Source organism: Rhodopseudomonas boonkerdii, assembly GCF_021184025.1.
GTDB lineage: Bacteria > Pseudomonadota > Alphaproteobacteria > Rhizobiales > Xanthobacteraceae > Tardiphaga > Tardiphaga boonkerdii.
In genome coordinates this window covers 373695-388623 of sequence record NZ_CP036537.1, presented here as the reverse complement: position 1 = coordinate 388623, position 14929 = coordinate 373695, and the positions used below count along the sequence as shown (strand labels likewise).

General features: G+C 61.9%; 16 protein-coding genes and 1 tRNA gene. 11 read left to right on the top strand and 6 right to left on the bottom strand.

Annotated features, from left to right (window positions below; translation table 11 throughout):
* Positions 1–16: 16 nt before the first annotated feature.
* From E0H22_RS01825 to aroA, 5 genes are all read right to left on the bottom strand, one after another.
* Positions 17–343 carry an integration host factor subunit beta gene (locus E0H22_RS01825; RefSeq protein ID WP_233024068.1) on the bottom strand — a complete coding sequence of 109 codons (327 nt, stop codon included), beginning with the start codon at positions 341–343 and terminating at the stop codon, positions 17–19.
* 185 nt (positions 344–528) lie between these two features.
* Positions 529–1503: a signal peptide peptidase SppA gene (gene sppA, locus E0H22_RS01820; RefSeq protein ID WP_233024067.1), complete on the bottom strand. Its 975-nt coding sequence runs from the start codon at positions 1501–1503 to the stop codon at positions 529–531.
* A 309-nt stretch (positions 1504–1812) separates the two neighbouring features.
* Positions 1813–3513 carry a 30S ribosomal protein S1 gene (rpsA, locus tag E0H22_RS01815; protein WP_233024066.1) on the bottom strand — a complete coding sequence of 567 codons (1701 nt, stop codon included), beginning with the start codon at positions 3511–3513 and terminating at the stop codon, positions 1813–1815.
* Positions 3514–3777: 264 nt separating this feature from the next.
* Complete coding sequence (gene cmk / locus E0H22_RS01810) at positions 3778–4416, bottom strand: (d)CMP kinase (protein WP_233024065.1); 639 nt, start codon at positions 4414–4416, stop codon at positions 3778–3780.
* A 33-nt stretch (positions 4417–4449) separates the two neighbouring features.
* Complete coding sequence (aroA, locus tag E0H22_RS01805) at positions 4450–5799, bottom strand: 3-phosphoshikimate 1-carboxyvinyltransferase (RefSeq protein ID WP_233024064.1); 1350 nt, start codon at positions 5797–5799, stop codon at positions 4450–4452.
* A gap of 149 nt (positions 5800–5948) precedes the next feature.
* Here aroA and E0H22_RS01800 point away from each other — a divergent pair, with 149 nt between their 5' ends.
* From E0H22_RS01800 to E0H22_RS01790, 3 genes are all read left to right on the top strand, one after another.
* Positions 5949–6350 carry a TIGR02300 family protein gene (locus E0H22_RS01800; protein ID WP_233024063.1) on the top strand — a complete coding sequence of 134 codons (402 nt, stop codon included), beginning with the start codon at positions 5949–5951 and terminating at the stop codon, positions 6348–6350.
* A gap of 112 nt (positions 6351–6462) precedes the next feature.
* A tRNA-Ala gene (locus E0H22_RS01795) sits at positions 6463–6538 on the top strand.
* Between the two features lie 160 nt (positions 6539–6698).
* Positions 6699–6938: a GIY-YIG nuclease family protein gene (locus E0H22_RS01790; protein ID WP_233024062.1), complete on the top strand. Its 240-nt coding sequence runs from the start codon at positions 6699–6701 to the stop codon at positions 6936–6938.
* 6 nt (positions 6939–6944) lie between these two features.
* Here the strand turns inward: E0H22_RS01790 and E0H22_RS01785 are convergent, their stop codons facing one another.
* Positions 6945–7403, bottom strand: a complete 459-nt coding sequence (locus tag E0H22_RS01785; protein WP_233024061.1) for a MarR family winged helix-turn-helix transcriptional regulator — start codon at positions 7401–7403, stop codon at positions 6945–6947.
* 182 nt (positions 7404–7585) lie between these two features.
* Between E0H22_RS01785 and E0H22_RS01780 the strand changes: the two genes are divergently transcribed.
* The 8 genes from E0H22_RS01780 (at position 7586) to E0H22_RS01745 (ending at position 14919) form a co-directional block, all read left to right on the top strand.
* Entirely contained in the window at positions 7586–8011 is a 426-nt protein-coding gene (locus tag E0H22_RS01780) for an organic hydroperoxide resistance protein (protein WP_233024060.1), read from the top strand.
* Between the two features lie 318 nt (positions 8012–8329).
* Positions 8330–9538, top strand: a complete 1209-nt coding sequence (locus E0H22_RS01775; protein WP_233024059.1) for a CaiB/BaiF CoA transferase family protein — start codon at positions 8330–8332, stop codon at positions 9536–9538.
* 314 nt (positions 9539–9852) lie between these two features.
* On the top strand, positions 9853–11124 hold the full coding sequence (gene ugpB / locus E0H22_RS01770; protein WP_233026612.1) for a sn-glycerol-3-phosphate ABC transporter substrate-binding protein UgpB: 1272 nt from the start codon (positions 9853–9855) through the stop codon (positions 11122–11124).
* Positions 11125–11197: 73 nt separating this feature from the next.
* Positions 11198–12079 carry a sn-glycerol-3-phosphate ABC transporter permease UgpA gene (gene ugpA / locus E0H22_RS01765; protein ID WP_233024058.1) on the top strand — a complete coding sequence of 294 codons (882 nt, stop codon included), beginning with the start codon at positions 11198–11200 and terminating at the stop codon, positions 12077–12079.
* Positions 12079–12927 (top strand): sn-glycerol-3-phosphate ABC transporter permease UgpE, encoded by an 849-nt coding sequence (gene ugpE / locus E0H22_RS01760; protein ID WP_233024057.1) that lies wholly within the window; start codon positions 12079–12081, stop codon positions 12925–12927. The genes ugpA and ugpE overlap by 1 nt, the downstream gene beginning before the upstream one ends.
* A 3-nt stretch (positions 12928–12930) precedes the next feature.
* Positions 12931–14010 carry a sn-glycerol-3-phosphate import ATP-binding protein UgpC gene (locus E0H22_RS01755; protein ID WP_233024056.1) on the top strand — a complete coding sequence of 360 codons (1080 nt, stop codon included), beginning with the start codon at positions 12931–12933 and terminating at the stop codon, positions 14008–14010.
* A 158-nt stretch (positions 14011–14168) separates the two neighbouring features.
* Positions 14169–14594 (top strand): Hsp20 family protein, encoded by a 426-nt coding sequence (locus tag E0H22_RS01750; RefSeq protein ID WP_233024055.1) that lies wholly within the window; start codon positions 14169–14171, stop codon positions 14592–14594.
* A gap of 55 nt (positions 14595–14649) precedes the next feature.
* On the top strand, positions 14650–14919 hold the full coding sequence (locus E0H22_RS01745; RefSeq protein ID WP_233024054.1) for a BQ00720 family protein: 270 nt from the start codon (positions 14650–14652) through the stop codon (positions 14917–14919).
* Positions 14920–14929 lie beyond the last annotated feature (10 nt).

Here is a 14929-nt window from a genome sequence, read left to right as displayed (position 1 = left end):
CGTTGAGCAGAACCGCTCAGGAAGCGCTGGCTTCCGATGCCCGGTCCGGCTCCGGCGCGGACGGATCGCGGTTCAGGCGCTCGCGCATTTCCTTGCCGGTCTTGAAGAAAGGCACGCTCTTCTGATCGACCGGAACATGCTCGCCAGTGCGCGGATTGCGACCCGCGCGCGCCGGACGATGCTTGACCGAAAAGGCGCCGAAGCCGCGCAGCTCGACGCGATCGCCCCGCGCCAGCGCCGCGACGATTTCGTCGAGGATCGCATTCACGATGTTCTCCACATCCCGCTGATAGAGGTGCGGGTTGTGTTCAGCGATGCGTTGGACGAGTTCGGATTTGATCATCGAGACGTTGGACTTTGGATTGGGAGATGCATTTCCGTGAAAAAGCGTTGAGCTGTCAAGACGCTAAATGACTGAGAGCGGCCCGGAAAACGCGTGACAAACGCCTGAAAAGAAGCTTGGCCTCCAACTTCCGGCACAGAAAGGCGGGTTGCGGCCCAACCGGGCGACATCTTCAGGATTCAAGCTCAGTTCAACGATACCGGCCGCCACAGCGCCAGCATCCCGTCGAGACCCATACCATCCATGGCTTGCGCAAAGCCGCCCTGCTCCACCTGACGCGCGATGGATGACAGACCCACCGCATCCAGCGCAATCGACGTGGCCGCACGCAGGAAACTCAGATCTCCGAACTTCGGCGACAGCTTGTAGTCGCGAACGGGCAGATCGCTCTTGATCTTCTTTTCAGCCACAAGCCACGCAACGGCAGTCTTTTCGTCGCCGATCTGATCGATCAGCTTGAGTCCGATCGCCTGACGACCGGTGAAAACGCGGCCATCGGCAACTTTCTCGATCTGCGTATCGTCCATCGCCCGGCGATTCTGCACGAGGCCCCGGAACCAGGCGTAGTTATCCTTCACCAGCGCTTCCAGCGCAGCGCGCGCCTCCGGCGAGGGCGCATCGACACCGTTCGGCGATGCTTTCAGCGGCGACGATTTTACTTCGTCGAGCTGCACGCCGATCGTCTTCATCAGGCCGCTGAGAACGGGAAACTGCACCAGCACGCCGATGGAACCGACCATCGACGTCTGCTGCGCCACGATCTGATCCGAGGCGAGCGCCGCGATATAGGCGCCGGACGCAGCCACGCCTTCGACCACCACCACCATGGGCTTCTTGGCCTTCAGCCGGCTCAGCGCGTCATAGAGCTGCTCGGAACCGGCAACGGTGCCGCCGGGTGAATTGATATGCACGACGACCGCGGCAGCCGACGACTTCTCCAGCCGCTCCAGCGCCTCGATGCGTTCGTTGTTGCTCTGGATAAGCCCTTCGATCTTGATGCGTGCAATGGCGCCGGATGAGACCTGCTTCGAAAAGCGCGTCACATAGAGGCCGCCGCCGACAATCGCCACCGCCGCCACGAGGACTGCAATGGTTCGCCAGAACGTCAGCTTGCGACGGAGTCTGCGACGATCGACGATCACATCCGATTCAAGCGACATGAGGGGCTCCTGAACAGCGGCGGGGCTGCATCCATCGTCTGCGCAGCCTTTCGGTGAGGTTTCTGGAATACCTCAATTGCGAGGCAATATGAAGAAAACAAGGTGACGGGGGTGTCGCACATTCTCCGTCCCTCATGGTGAGGAGGCGCGAAGCGCCGTCTCGAACCATGAGATGGCCTGACCCCGGGAGTGCGCCGCCATCCTTCGAGACGCGGCCGTTGGCCGCTCCTCAGGATGAGAGTGGAATAGAAACAAAAAGGGCCCCGGCAATGCCGGAGCCCCGATTTGTCACCACAGGTAAGCAGGGACTTACTTGTCGCCGCTCTGCTTGAGCGCCTTGCCGAGAATGTCGCCCAGGGTCGCGCCCGAATCGGACGAACCGTACTGTGCGATTGCTTCCTTCTCTTCGGCCACTTCGAGCGCCTTGATCGACACCTGGACCTTGCGGGCCTTCTTGTCGAACTGGATCACGCGGGCATCAACCTTCTCGCCGACGGCGAAACGCTCGGCGCGCTGATCGTTGCGGTCACGCGCGAGTTCCGAGCGCTTGATGAAGGTCGTGAAGTCGGTGCCGGCGATCTGGACGTCGATACCCGAGTCCTTCACATCGAGCACTTCGCAGGTCACGACAGCGCCCTTCTTGACGTCGCCCGGCTCTGCGAAGGGGTCGCCTTCGAGCTGCTTGACGCCGAGCGAGATGCGCTCCTTCTCGACATCCACATCGAGGACGATGGCCTTGACCATGTCGCCCTTCTTGAAGTTGTCGATGACCTGTTCACCCGGCTGCTTCCAGTCGAGATCCGAGAGATGGACCATGCCGTCCACGTCGCCATCGAGACCCAGGAACAGACCGAACTCGGTCTTGTTCTTGACTTCGCCTTCGACGGTGGCGCCGACCGGGAACTTCTCGACGAACACTTCCCACGGATTGCGCATGGTCTGCTTGAGACCGAGCGAAATACGACGCTTGACGCTGTCGACCTCAAGCACCTGCACTTCGACTTCCTGCGAGGTCGAAACGATCTTGCCGGGGTGCATGTTCTTCTTGGTCCACGACATCTCCGAGACGTGGATCAGGCCTTCGATGCCCGGCTCCAGTTCGACGAATGCGCCGTAGTCGGTGATGTTGGTGACGCGACCCGAGAAGCGCGCGTTCAGCGGGTACTTCGCCTCGATGCCCTGCCACGGATCGTCGAGCAGCTGCTTCATGCCGAGCGAGATACGGTGGGTCTCGTGGTTGATCTTGATGATCTTGACCTTGACCGTCTGACCGATGGTGAGCACTTCGGTCGGATGGTTGACGCGGCGCCACGCGATGTCGGTGACATGCAGCAGGCCGTCGATGCCGCCGAGGTCAACGAACGCACCGTAATCGGTGATGTTCTTGACGACGCCGTCAATGACCTGCCCCTCTTCGAGGTTCTGGACGAGTTCCTGACGCTGTTCGGCGCGGGTCTCTTCGAGAACGGTGCGGCGCGACACGACGATGTTGCCGCGGCGACGATCCATCTTGAGGATCTGGAACGGCTGCGAGTTGTTCATCAGCGGAGCGACGTCGCGGATCGGACGGATATCCACCTGCGAGCGCGGCAGGAAGGCCACGGCGCCGTCGAGATCGACGGTGAAGCCACCCTTGACCTGGTTGAAGATGACGCCGTTGACCTTCTCGTTGGCGTTGAACGCCTTCTCGAGCTTGCCCCAGCTTTCTTCACGGCGGGCCTTGTCACGCGACAGCACGGCTTCGCCGAGCGCGTTCTCGATCCGGTCGAGGAACACCTCGACTTCGTCGCCCACCTTCAAATCGCTTTCACGGCCCGGGCCGGCGAATTCGCGCAGCGCCACGCGGCCTTCGGTCTTCAGGCCGACGTCGATGACGGCCATGTCCTTTTCAATCGCAACCACGCGGCCCTTGATGACCGAGCTTTCCTGAAGGTTGCCGCCCGAGAAGGACTCATCGAGCATCGCGGCGAAATCGTCACGCGAGGGATTGTAGGAATCAACAGAAGCCATTTGTTCTCCAGATGCGGTATCTTGCCGGCCGTTCGGGTTAAGGGGCGCAGCGCTTGCGAAGGGTCAAAGGTCCGCAACCTCTGACGACCGCCTTGCATGGAGGTGCAATAACGGGCCGGCAGGATGCCTTCGCAAATGATGCGTATGTTCAGCTTGAATGTCCGGAACCAGAAAAGAGCGTATCGCAGCTCGAGACCGGGAGCGGGCGCTCCTCCAATGACGGCTGCGGTTTCGCCTTGATGCCCCTCCGATGGGAGAGATCGATCAGACCCGCTGCCGGCCCGCTCGGACGGCCTCGACAATGTCGATGGCGGCCCGGACGCCGCCTTCTATATCCAAATTGGAATTATCCAGCAAGTATGCATCTTTGGCCGGTTTTAAAGGCGCGACCGGGCGGTTCTGATCACGCTCGTCGCGCTTGAGGATATCGGCCAGCACCAGCGCCTCGTCGGCGTCCTCGCCGCGCGCTTTGGCCTCCAGCGTGCGACGGCGGGCACGGACGGCGGGATCGGCCACCACAAAGATCTTCACATCCGCATTCGGGCAGATCACGGTTCCAATGTCGCGGCCATCGAGCACGGCGCCGGGCGGTTCCTCCGCAAAATGACGCTGGAAGTTGAGCAGCACCTCGCGAACCCGCGGAAAAGCCGAAACGATCGAAGCCGCGTCGCCGGCCTGCTGGGTCTTGAGGGCCGGGTTCCCGAAATGCTCGGGATCGAGGCTTTCGGCGGCGTGGACGGCCTCGATCTCGTTATTGAGATCGATCCCGCGTTCGATCAGCGCAAAGCCCACCGCGCGATAGAGCACACCGGTATCAAGATGACGATACCCATAGTGCTTCGCCAGCCGCTTGCCGAGCGTGCCTTTTCCAGATGCGGCGGGTCCGTCGATGGCGATGATCATACGCGTGTCAGTACCTGAGAAATTGCGTGACGCTTAAGCAAAATCAGCGCCCAGACGGCGCATCATCGGAATGAAGTCGGGGAAGCTGGTGGCGATGAAGGTGGTGTCGTCGATGGTGACCGGCGCGTCCGAAGCGCAGCCCATCACGAGAGCCGACATGGCGATGCGGTGATCCATATGGGTGGCGACCGTGCCGCCACCTGGGACCCGGCCGGCGCCGTGAACGATCAGATCGTCGCCGACGATCTCGACCTTCACGCCATTGACGCGGATCATCGCAGCGGTGGCTTCCAGACGGTCGGATTCCTTGACGCGCAGCTCCTGCAATCCGCGCATGATCGTTGTGCCTTCGGCGAAGCTCGCCGCCACTGCCAGCACCAGATATTCGTCGATCATCGATGGTGCGCGCTCGGGCGGCACTTCGACGCCACGCAGCTTCGACGCCTTGATGCGGAATTTGGCCATCGGCTCGCCGGCATCGCCGCGAACATCGGTTTCCTCGATAGCGGCGCCCATCTCGCGCAGCGTCGTGAACAGGCCCGTGCGCAGCGGATTGGTCATCACATCCGTCAGCTCGATCTCCGAGCCGGGCGTGATCAGCGCCGCCACCATCGGGAAGGCGGCCGAAGAGGGATCGGCGGGCACGACAACATCTGCGCCCTTCAGCTCGGGCTGGCCCTGCAGGGTGATCCTGCGGCCGTGGGGACCTTCCTTCTCGGAGACGATGTCGGCGCCGAAATGCCTGAGCATCAGCTCGGTATGATCGCGGCTGGCCTCGGCTTCGATCACCGTCGTGGCGCCGGGGGCCGACAGGCCCGCGAGCAACACGGCGGACTTGATCTGCGCGGAGGCCACCGGCGTCTTGTAGACGATCGGCAGGGGATCGCGGGCCCCCTGCAGGGTCAGCGGCAGCCGGCCGCCTTCCTGGCTGGCAACGACCTTGGCGCCCATCAGCTCCAGGGGATCGACGATGCGACGCATCGGACGGCTGCGCAGCGAGGCATCGCCATCGAAGGTCACGGTAATCGGACAGCCGGCGACGGCGCCCATCACCAGCCGCGAACCGGTACCGGCATTACCGAAATCCAGCGGCGCCAGCGGCTGCGCAAAGCCGGCAACGCCCACCCCATTGACTTTCCACGCGAAATCACCGGTCCGCTCGACTTTGGCACCGAGCGCCTGCATGGATTTGGCGGTATTCAGAACATCCTCGCCTTCGAGAAGACCGCTGATTCGGGTCTCGCCGACCGCCAGCGCGCCGAGAATGAGAGCCCGATGCGAGATCGATTTGTCGCCCGGCACGCGCGCCGCCCCCCGCAAGGCGCCGCTTTTGCGCGCGGTCAGGGGCGTCGGCGGGGTGGCAGGTGTGTCTGGATGGCTCAAAATGGTGTTCCCTTGCGCAGGCGGGCTCGTAGCATATGGGCCACGGCGCGTCACCCGCCCGTCATTCTCGTGGAAACCGCTATTGACATGCGCGTCTCAACTAGCCAAGTGAAGCACCGTTTTTCAAGAAATCCCCAGGACACCTGCACGTGGCCAAATCCGACCTCGGAACCAAACGCATTTGCCCGACCACGGGCAAGAAGTTCTACGACCTCAACAAAACCCCGGTGATTTCGCCCTATACCGGTGAGGTGGTGCCGATCGCTCCCGTTGCGCCGACCCGCGGCCGCACCGCCGACCGCGCCGCGGCCGCCAACGCGACCGACGAAAACGAGACGCTGGACAACGAGGAGATGGTGTCCCTCGAGGAAGCCGATGCCGAGGAGAACACCGGCAAGAAGGCTGCCGTGCTGGAATCCGAGGATGACATCGAGGTCGACGATACGATCGACGATGACGACGACGATTCAACCTTCATCGCCGACGAAGAGGAAGGTGATGACGACGTCACCGACATCATCGGCGATCATTCGAACGATGAAGAAGGTTAAGTGACAAGAACCTGACAAGATCCCGACTTGATATCGACTTGGGACTTGTGATCTGCCCGAACATGTGGTTTGGGTTTGCCGCGCGACGACGACCCAGTTCGTCGCAGGTTTCGGGGCCATAGCTCAGCTGGGAGAGCGCTTGCATGGCATGCAAGAGGTCGGCGGTTCGATCCCGCCTGGCTCCACCACGCTTCGCCAGTTGGCTACGCGTGGCGCAGCCGCGCAGAGCCGATTGGCGAAGCGTGGTGTCCGGCGAAGCCCGCAGGGCGAAGACGGACTGAAGCTTTGCTCTGATTTTTCTGGCATGCCCTATCCGCTCCCGTCCGACGATCCCAGGCGAACGCCGTCATGTGGTACGTCTACATTCTCCGGAGCATTCCGCTTCCTGACCAGGAATACATCGGCGCAACTGCCGATCTGAGAAAGCGAATCGCAGAGCACAATGCCGGCCGATCCACGCACACGGCGAAGTTCATGCCCTGGCAGCCTGTCTGGTATTGCGCATTTCCCGACAAACATCGCGCGCTGGCATTCGAGAAATACCTGAAATCACATTCCGGCCGCGCCTTCGCGAAGAAGCGCCTCTAGCCTGCGCTACTCATCCAGCGCCCTGTTCAACCGATCCCGCAGCGCGACGATCTCGTTTTTCATCGCCACCAGCTCGTCCGCGGTGCAGGCCGAGGCATCCAGAATTCCCTGCGGCACCGACTTCGCCTTTTCCCGCATGGCCTGCCCCTGCGCCGTCAGCGTCACGATCACCGTCCGCTCGTCCTCCGCGCCGCGGGTGCGCTTGACGAGGCCGGCCGCCTCCAGCCGCTTCAGCAGCGGCGTCAGCGTACCCGAATCGAGAAACAGCTTTTCGCCGATCTCTTTCACGGGCACCCGATCGCGCTCCCAGAGCACCAGCATCACCAGATATTGCGGATAAGTCAGCCCGAGCTTGTCGAGCAGCTGCTTGTAGACGCGGTTGAACGCGTGGCTTGCGGAATAGATCGCAAAGCAGATTTGGTTATCGAGCTGCAGCAGGCCCGCGGGGGCCGTTTTCTTCGCCATCGTCTTCTCCACGCTCACCATCTGGTCACGGGTCGCCGTCGCCGCCAAGGCCTCTTCACGATCTATTGAGCACAATTTAATCGCGCAATCATCCTTTTTATATTGCACACAATCTAATTGTGCGCAATTATGCAGACACCAATCAACGACGCGCAAGCGTCACAGCCTGAAGGAGACCCACCATGTCCGTGAACGTTCTCTACAAGACCAGCGCCAAGGCCACCGGCGGCCGTGACGGCCGCGCCGCCACCACCGATGGCGCGCTCGACGTCAAGCTCGTCACGCCGAAGGAACTCGGCGGCGCCGGCGGCGAAGGCAACAATCCCGAGCAACTGTTCGCGGCCGGCTACGCCGCCTGCTTCATCGGCGCCATGAAGTTCGTATCGTCGCAGGGCGGACTGAAGGTGCCGGCTGACGTCTCGGTGACCGCAACCGTCGGCATTGGCCCTCGTTCGGCTGGCGGATTCGGCCTCGATGTCGAACTCGCCATCGCGCTACCGGGCCTCGATCGCGCTGACGCAGAAGCACTGGTCGAGAAGGCACACCAAGTCTGCCCGTATTCGAATGCCACGCGCGGGAATATCGAGGTGCGGTCGGTCATTCTGTGAGACGGTCCAACCAGTCTCCGTCGCTCATGGTGAGGAGGCGCCTTTCAGGCGCCGTCTCGAACCATGAACCGGCTTGGCTCGAAGCCTTTTCGGCCATCCTTCGAGACGCCGCTGCGCGGCTCCTCAGGATGAGGGCGGAGTAAAAGAGATCACCCCACAAAAAGGCCCGGCACCCGTCGGACCTTTTGCGTTCGCCCCGCGCTCATATCGGCTACCCGGATAACGCCATTGCCGCTTGCGCCGAAGCCCGCTAGCTCTGACAGCCTTCACGATATTCTCCGGCATAATAACAACGACACTCAAGAGAAGGCTGATTGAATGAGTTTACCCGTAGCCCCCGGCGCCATTGCCGGCCTGCGCGTGATCGATCTGTCGCGTGTGCTCGGTGGCCCCTACTGCACGCAGATTCTGGGCGACCACGGCGCTGACATCGTCAAGGTCGAGCCGCCCGCCGGCGACGAGACCCGCGATTGGGGCCCCCCGTTCCATGACGATGACGCAGCCTATTTCGTCGGCGCCAATCGCAATAAGCGCTCCATCGGCCTCGACCTCGCCTCCGAGGGCGGACGCAAGGTGCTGATGCGGATGCTGGAAGACGCCGACGTCATGATCGAGAACTTCAAGCCGGGAACGCTCGATAAATGGGGCATCGGCAATGACTTTCTGCGCGAAAAATTTCCGCAGCTGATCCATTGCCGCATCTCCGGCTTCGGCGCCGACGGTCCGCATGGCGGCCATCCCGGCTATGACGCCATCATCCAGTCGATGGTCGGTCTGATGGCTTCCACCGGTTCGCAGGAATCAGGCCCGACCCGCATCGGCGTTGCGCTCGTCGATATGGCAACCGGCCTCTATGCTTGCGTCGGCATCCTGATGGCGCTTGCCGAGCGTGCGAAATCGGGCCTCGGCCAGTTCGTGGAAGCGACATTGTATGAGACCGGTCTCGCGATCATGCACCCGCACACCTCGAACTACTTCTACAATGGCGGCAAGCCGCCGGCCCTCACCGGCAACGAGCATCCGAACCTGGTGCCCTATGCCGTGTTCAAGGCGCGCGACGGCAATATCTTCATGGGGGTCGGCAACGACGCCACCTTCCGCAAGCTGTGCCGCGAACTCGGCAAGCCGGATCTCGGCACCGATGAGCGCTTTGCGCGCAATCGCGACCGTGTGGTGAATCGCGATGCGCTCAGGGCCGAACTGGAAACGATCCTCGCCCAGTACGACTCGGCGCCGCTCTGCGAGCGCCTGCTCGGCGCCGGCCTGCCGGCCGGTCCCGTGCAGTCGATCGACAAGGCGCTCGCCAACGCGCACACCCGGCATCGCGGCGATGTCATCGAGAAGGACTGGTACAAGGGCGTCGCCTCGCCAGTCCGTTTCGACCGCACCAAAGCGAGCCTGCGCCGCGTGCCGCCGAAGTTCAACGAGCACTTCAACGAGATCCTCACCGAATTCGGCTATTCGGCCGATGAGATCGCAGACCTCGTTGCCAAGGGAACTGTGAGTGGCGCCGAGCGGAAGCGCTAAGGCCAAACCATAGCTGTCGCCGCCCGGCTTGACCGGGCGGCCCAGTCAACACGGATGGCTGCGACAGAGCCGCAAAGCCGGCGCGTGCTGGATTCCCGCTTTCGCGGGGTGACAGAATGAGTACGGAACAGGCCACACGACACAAACCGTCTCAGACTTTTTGCGGCTTCCCAAGGAAGCCATTTCCCGCCTAGCATCTGCGACAAAATCGCGCGCATGTCATCGGCGGCCGCCCGGCTGCCGGAAAGATGACAGCTAACGGGAGGCGCTGAATGAACCGTCCACATCTCGCATTCGCCGCTCTGTTCGCCTCCATGGTGGCCTTCGCCGCGCCTGCGCAGGCGGTGACCGAAATCCAATGGTGGCATGCGATGAGCGGCGGCAACAACGACATCGTCAACAAGCTCGCCGCCGAATTCAACGCATCGCAGAGCGACTATAAAGTGGTGCCTACCTACAAGGGCGCCTATCCCGACACGATGAATGCCGGCATCGCTGCGTTTCGCGCCGGCACCGCGCCGCATATTTTGCAAGTGTTCGAAGTCGGTACCGCGACCATGATGAGCGCCAAGGGGGCCATCAAGCCGGTCTATCAATTGATGAAGGACGCCGGCGAGCCATTCGATCCGAATGCCTATCTGCCGGCGATCACCGGTTACTATTCGACCTCGAAGGGCGAGATGCTGTCGTTCCCCTTCAATTCCTCATCCATGGTGATGTGGGTCAATCTCGACGCGCTGAAGAAAGCCAACATCGCGGAAATCCCGAAGACCTGGCCCGAAGTGTTCGACAGCGCAAAGAAACTCAGGGCGGCTGGCTACACCACCTGCGGCTTTTCCAATGCCTGGGCAACCTGGGCCAATATCGAACAATTCTCCGCCTGGCATAACGTGCCGATCGGCAGCAGGGCGAACGGCCTCGACGGTTTCGACACCGTGCTGCAGTTCAACACACCGCTGCATGTGAAGCACCTGCAGACGCTGACGGGGCTGGTGAAAGACAAGACCTACGACTATTCCGGCCGCGGGAATGCCAGCGAGGCGCGGTTCGGTTCCGGCGAATGCCCGTTGTTTCTGACCTCGTCGGGCTATTATGCGACGGCCAAGAGCACGGCGAAATTCGCCTTCACCTCGGCGCCCATGCCCTATTACCCGGAAGCCAAGGGCGCACCACAGAATTCGATCATCGGCGGCGCCTCGCTCTGGGTGATGGGTGGCAAGAAGCCCGATGAGTACAAGGGTGTCGCAAAGTTCTTCGCCTTCCTCTCGGACACCGACCGGCAGGCAAAGCTGCATCAGGAGTCCGGTTATCTGCCGATCACCAAGGCAGCTTATGAAAAGACAAAGGCGTCGGGCTTCTATGACAAGAACCCGACGCTGGAAACGCCGTTGAAAGAGCTGACCAACAAGGAGCCCACCGAGAATTCGCGCGGGCTCCGCTTCGGCAATATGGTGCAGCTGCGCGATATCTGGTCGGAGGAGATCGAGGCGGCACTCGGCGGACAGAAGACGGCGCAGCAGGCGCTGGATGCCGCGGTCTCGCGCGGCAATGCGATGTTGCGGACGTTCGAGAAGGCGGTGAAGTAATACGATTGTCGTCACCCGGCTTGACCGGGTGATGGCATCAGAGAACGAGGCGACTTCCGGGACACGACACCGCATGGAAAAATCCGCCATCTTCGGCAACAAGGCGCTGCCCTATGCGCTGCTGCTGCCGCAGCTCGTCATCACGCTGGTGTTCTTCTATTGGCCGGCAAGCCAAGCCGTGTGGCAGAGCTTCCTGCGCGAGGACGCGTTCGGGCTGAATTCCGATTTCGTCGGGCTGGAGAACTACCAGGCGCTGTTCGCGCAGCCGGAATACTACAAGGCAATGGCGACGACGCTGGTGTTCTCGTCACTGGTAGCAGGCCTCTCGCTTGCCATCGCCCTGCTGTTTGCCACACAGGCGGACAAGCAGCTCAAGGCCGCTCCCGTGTTCAAGGTGATGATGATCTGGCCTTATGCCGTGGCCCCCGCGGTGGCCGGCGTGCTGTGGCTGTTCATGTTTCACCCGACCCTCGGCACGCTGGCGCGGCCGATGCGCATCATCGGCTTCAACTGGAATCCGCTGCTCGACGGCAACCACGCGATGGCGCTGATCGTGATGGCCGCGGTGTGGAAGCAGATCGCCTATAATTTCCTGTTCTTCCTCGCCGGCCTGCAATCGATCCCGCGCAGCGTGCTCGAAGCCGGCGCCATCGATGGCGCCGGGCCGCTGCGCCGGTTCTGGACCATCACCTTCCCGCTGCTGTCGCCGACGACCTTCTTCCTGCTCGTCGTCAATGTCGTTTACGTCTTCTTCGACACATTCGGCATTATCGATGCGGTGACATCGGGCGGCCCGGCGGGATCGACCACCACCATGGTCTACAAGGTCTATGCCGACGGCCGCCTCGGCGGCGATCTTGGCGGCTCCGCGGCGCAATCCGTGGTGCTGATGGCGATCGTCATCGCGCTCACCGCGATTCAGTTCCGCTATGTTGAACGCAAGGTGCAGTACTGATGGTCGAGCACCGCCGCTGGAACGATATCGTTGCTTATCTGATCCTGACGCTCGGCGTGCTGCTGGTCGTCTTCCCCGTCTATATCGCCTTCATCGCCTCAACCCATGACGCGGCCACAGTGGTGAACGGCAATATGCCGATGCTGCCGGGCGGCCACATGCTGGAGAACTACTATCGCGCCATCTTCGTCGGCGGATCGCGCGCGAGCCGCGAGCCGGTCGGGCATATGCTGATCAATTCCTTCATCATGGCGATGGGAATTGCGCTCGGAAAAATCTTCATCTCGATCCTGTCGGCCTATGCCGTCGTCTACTTCCGTTTCCCGTTCCGCATGACGGCGTTCTGGATCATCTTCATCACGCTGATGCTGCCCGTCGAGGTGCGCATCTATCCGACCTACAAGGTCATCGCCGATCTAAAGATGCTCGATTCTTACGGTGGCCTGATCCTGCCGCTGATCGCCTCCGCCACGGGCACGCTGCTGTTCCGGCAGTTCTTCATGACCGTTCCCGATGAACTGCTGGAAGCCTCACGGATCGACGGCGCGGGACCTTATCGCTTCTTCAAGGATACGCTGCTGCCGCTGTCGGTGACCACCATGGCGGCATTGTTCGTGATCCAGTTCATCTATGGCTGGAACCAGTATCTGTGGCCGCTGCTGATCACCACACAGGATTCGATGCAGACGATCGTCACCGGCATCAAGAAAATGCTGACCACGACGGACGAACTGGCGGAATGGCAGCTCGCAATGGCAACCGCCGTTCTGGCGATGTTGCCGCCGGTGGCGGTGGTGATCTTCATGCAGCGACTGTTCGTGCGCGGTTTGGTCGAGACGGAGAAGTAAGCGATGGCCGGCGTGACGCTGCGGAATCTACACAAGACCTATGCCGGCGGCTTCGAAGCTATCAAGGGAATCGATTTCGCGATTGCCGATGGCCAGTTCTGTGTGCTGGTCGGCCCCTCCGGCTGCGGCAAGTCCACGCTGCTGCGCATGGTGGCGGGGCTGGAGACGGTGACATCCGGCGAGGTCGATATTGGCGGCCGCGTGGTCAACCAGGTGGAGCCCGCGGATCGCGACATCGCGATGGTGTTCCAGAACTATGCGCTCTATCCGCATATGACCGTCTACAACAACATGGCCTACGGGCTGCGCAATCGCGGCATGGCGAGGGATGAGATCGATACGCGCGTGCGCGAGGCCGCGCAGACGCTCGAACTTTCCACCATGCTGGATCGCAAGCCGCGCCAGCTCTCCGGCGGCCAGCGCCAGCGCGTCGCCATGGGCCGCGCCATCGTGCGGCAGCCAAAAGTGTTCCTGTTCGACGAGCCGCTGTCCAATCTCGATGCAAAGCTCCGCGTCGCCATGCGCGTCGAAATCCGAAAGCTGCAACGACGGCTGAAGACGACCTCGATCTATGTGACCCATGACCAGCTCGAGGCGATGACGCTGGCTGATATTCTCGTTGTCATGAATGGCGGCGTGGTCGAGCAGATCGGCAGCCCGCTCGACATCTACAGCAAGCCGAAGACCACCTTCGTCGCGTCCTTCATCGGCGCTCCGCCGATGAACCTGATCCGCCTGCGCGACGATGCGGTCAGCACCAGCGTCGCCGGCACCGGCGCCGGCATTCTCGGCATCAGACCCGAAGACCTCGTGCTTGCTGATACCGCGCCGGAGGGCGGCATCGCGCTGGATCTCACCGTGGACACGATCGAGCGGGTCGGCGCCGAGACCTATGTCTATGGCCGTCGCGCAGGCCGCGAGACGGCCATCAGCGCCACGCCGGGCGAATTGCCGGAGGGTGAGATGATCGTCCGCATCCCCGGCCTGGATGCCCCCGCCATCGGTGCCCATATCCGCGCGGTGGCGCCGCGCGTCAAGCTGCACCTGTTCTCGGCGGATGGCCGAAACCGGATCGAAAAGTGATCCTTTTCAAGCTGTTGACACTGTTTACCCTGCAATCGCCGGGTGCTTGAACCGGACCCGGCGATCCCCATATCTTTGACAGACCGGTTGGCACAGTGCCGATCGGCCAGGGGTGCCGTAAGGGCCCCTCAAAGTCGCTTCGAGAGGGCTTTGTACCGATGTCTCGTGTTCCTTCGTTGTCCAGTCCGTTCCTTTTGGGATTCGACGAGATCGAGCGTGCGCTCGACCGCGTCGTCAAAGGTGCCGACGGTTATCCTCCTTACAATATCGAGCGGTGCGACCGTGAAAACGGCCAGCCCGAAAAGCTGCGGATTACGCTGGCTGTCGCCGGCTTCACCCGCGAACAACTCGATGTCACCACCGAGGAGAACCAGCTCGTCATCCGCGGCCGCCAGCAGGACGACAAGACCCGGCAGTTCATCCATCGCGGCATTGCCGCGCGCCACTTCCAGCGCACCTTCGTGCTGGCGGAGGGGATGCTGGTGCTGGGTGCGGACCTGAAGAACGGGTTGCTGTCGATCGACCTCGCAAGGCCGGAGCCTGAACGGGTCATTAAGACAATCGCCATCAATGAGCACGACTAATTGTATGGAACGAGTAGCGGACTCGACCGCTTGAATCAGTTGAGGAGTCGAGACGATGACTGAAGTTGAAATTGCTGCCGTGAAGAATGCCGCCATCACGACCGAAGCGCTGGCGCATCTGGGCGAAGGTTTGATCGCCTATGTAAAGCCTGTGCGGTCCGAAGACGTGCCCGGCCTGTTTCCGCAGGCGCCGCAGATTGCGCCGGGTCTGCAGCTGTTCGCGCTGCACGCCGCCGATGGCACCCCGATCATGCTCACCGACAGCCGCGAAACGGCGATCGCGAATGCATGGAGCCAGGAATTGCAGGCTGTCAGCGTTCACTGAGGTGAAGCGC

What these genes read in the sequence shown, in the direction of transcription:
- rpsA (WP_233024066.1), bottom strand. Translation starts at nt 3,513, where the DNA reads ATGGCTTCTGTTGATTCCTACAATCCCTCGCGTGACGATTTCGCCGCG.
- E0H22_RS01790 (WP_233024062.1), top strand. Translation starts at nt 6,699, where the DNA reads ATGTGGTACGTCTACATTCTCCGGAGCATTCCGCTTCCTGACCAGGAA.
- ugpB (WP_233026612.1), top strand. Translation starts at nt 9,853, where the DNA reads ATGGTGGCCTTCGCCGCGCCTGCGCAGGCGGTGACCGAAATCCAATGG.
- E0H22_RS01785 (WP_233024061.1), bottom strand. Translation starts at nt 7,403, where the DNA reads ATGGCGAAGAAAACGGCCCCCGCGGGCCTGCTGCAGCTCGATAACCAA.
- E0H22_RS01775 (WP_233024059.1), top strand. Translation starts at nt 8,330, where the DNA reads ATGAGTTTACCCGTAGCCCCCGGCGCCATTGCCGGCCTGCGCGTGATC.
- sppA (WP_233024067.1), bottom strand. Translation starts at nt 1,503, where the DNA reads ATGTCGCTTGAATCGGATGTGATCGTCGATCGTCGCAGACTCCGTCGC.
- ugpA (WP_233024058.1), top strand. Translation starts at nt 11,198, where the DNA reads ATGGAAAAATCCGCCATCTTCGGCAACAAGGCGCTGCCCTATGCGCTG.
- E0H22_RS01750 (WP_233024055.1), top strand. Translation starts at nt 14,169, where the DNA reads ATGTCTCGTGTTCCTTCGTTGTCCAGTCCGTTCCTTTTGGGATTCGAC.
- E0H22_RS01745 (WP_233024054.1), top strand. Translation starts at nt 14,650, where the DNA reads ATGACTGAAGTTGAAATTGCTGCCGTGAAGAATGCCGCCATCACGACC.
- cmk (WP_233024065.1), bottom strand. Translation starts at nt 4,416, where the DNA reads ATGATCATCGCCATCGACGGACCCGCCGCATCTGGAAAAGGCACGCTC.
- ugpE (WP_233024057.1), top strand. Translation starts at nt 12,079, where the DNA reads ATGGTCGAGCACCGCCGCTGGAACGATATCGTTGCTTATCTGATCCTG.
- E0H22_RS01825 (WP_233024068.1), bottom strand. Translation starts at nt 343, where the DNA reads ATGATCAAATCCGAACTCGTCCAACGCATCGCTGAACACAACCCGCAC.
- E0H22_RS01780 (WP_233024060.1), top strand. Translation starts at nt 7,586, where the DNA reads ATGTCCGTGAACGTTCTCTACAAGACCAGCGCCAAGGCCACCGGCGGC.
- E0H22_RS01755 (WP_233024056.1), top strand. Translation starts at nt 12,931, where the DNA reads ATGGCCGGCGTGACGCTGCGGAATCTACACAAGACCTATGCCGGCGGC.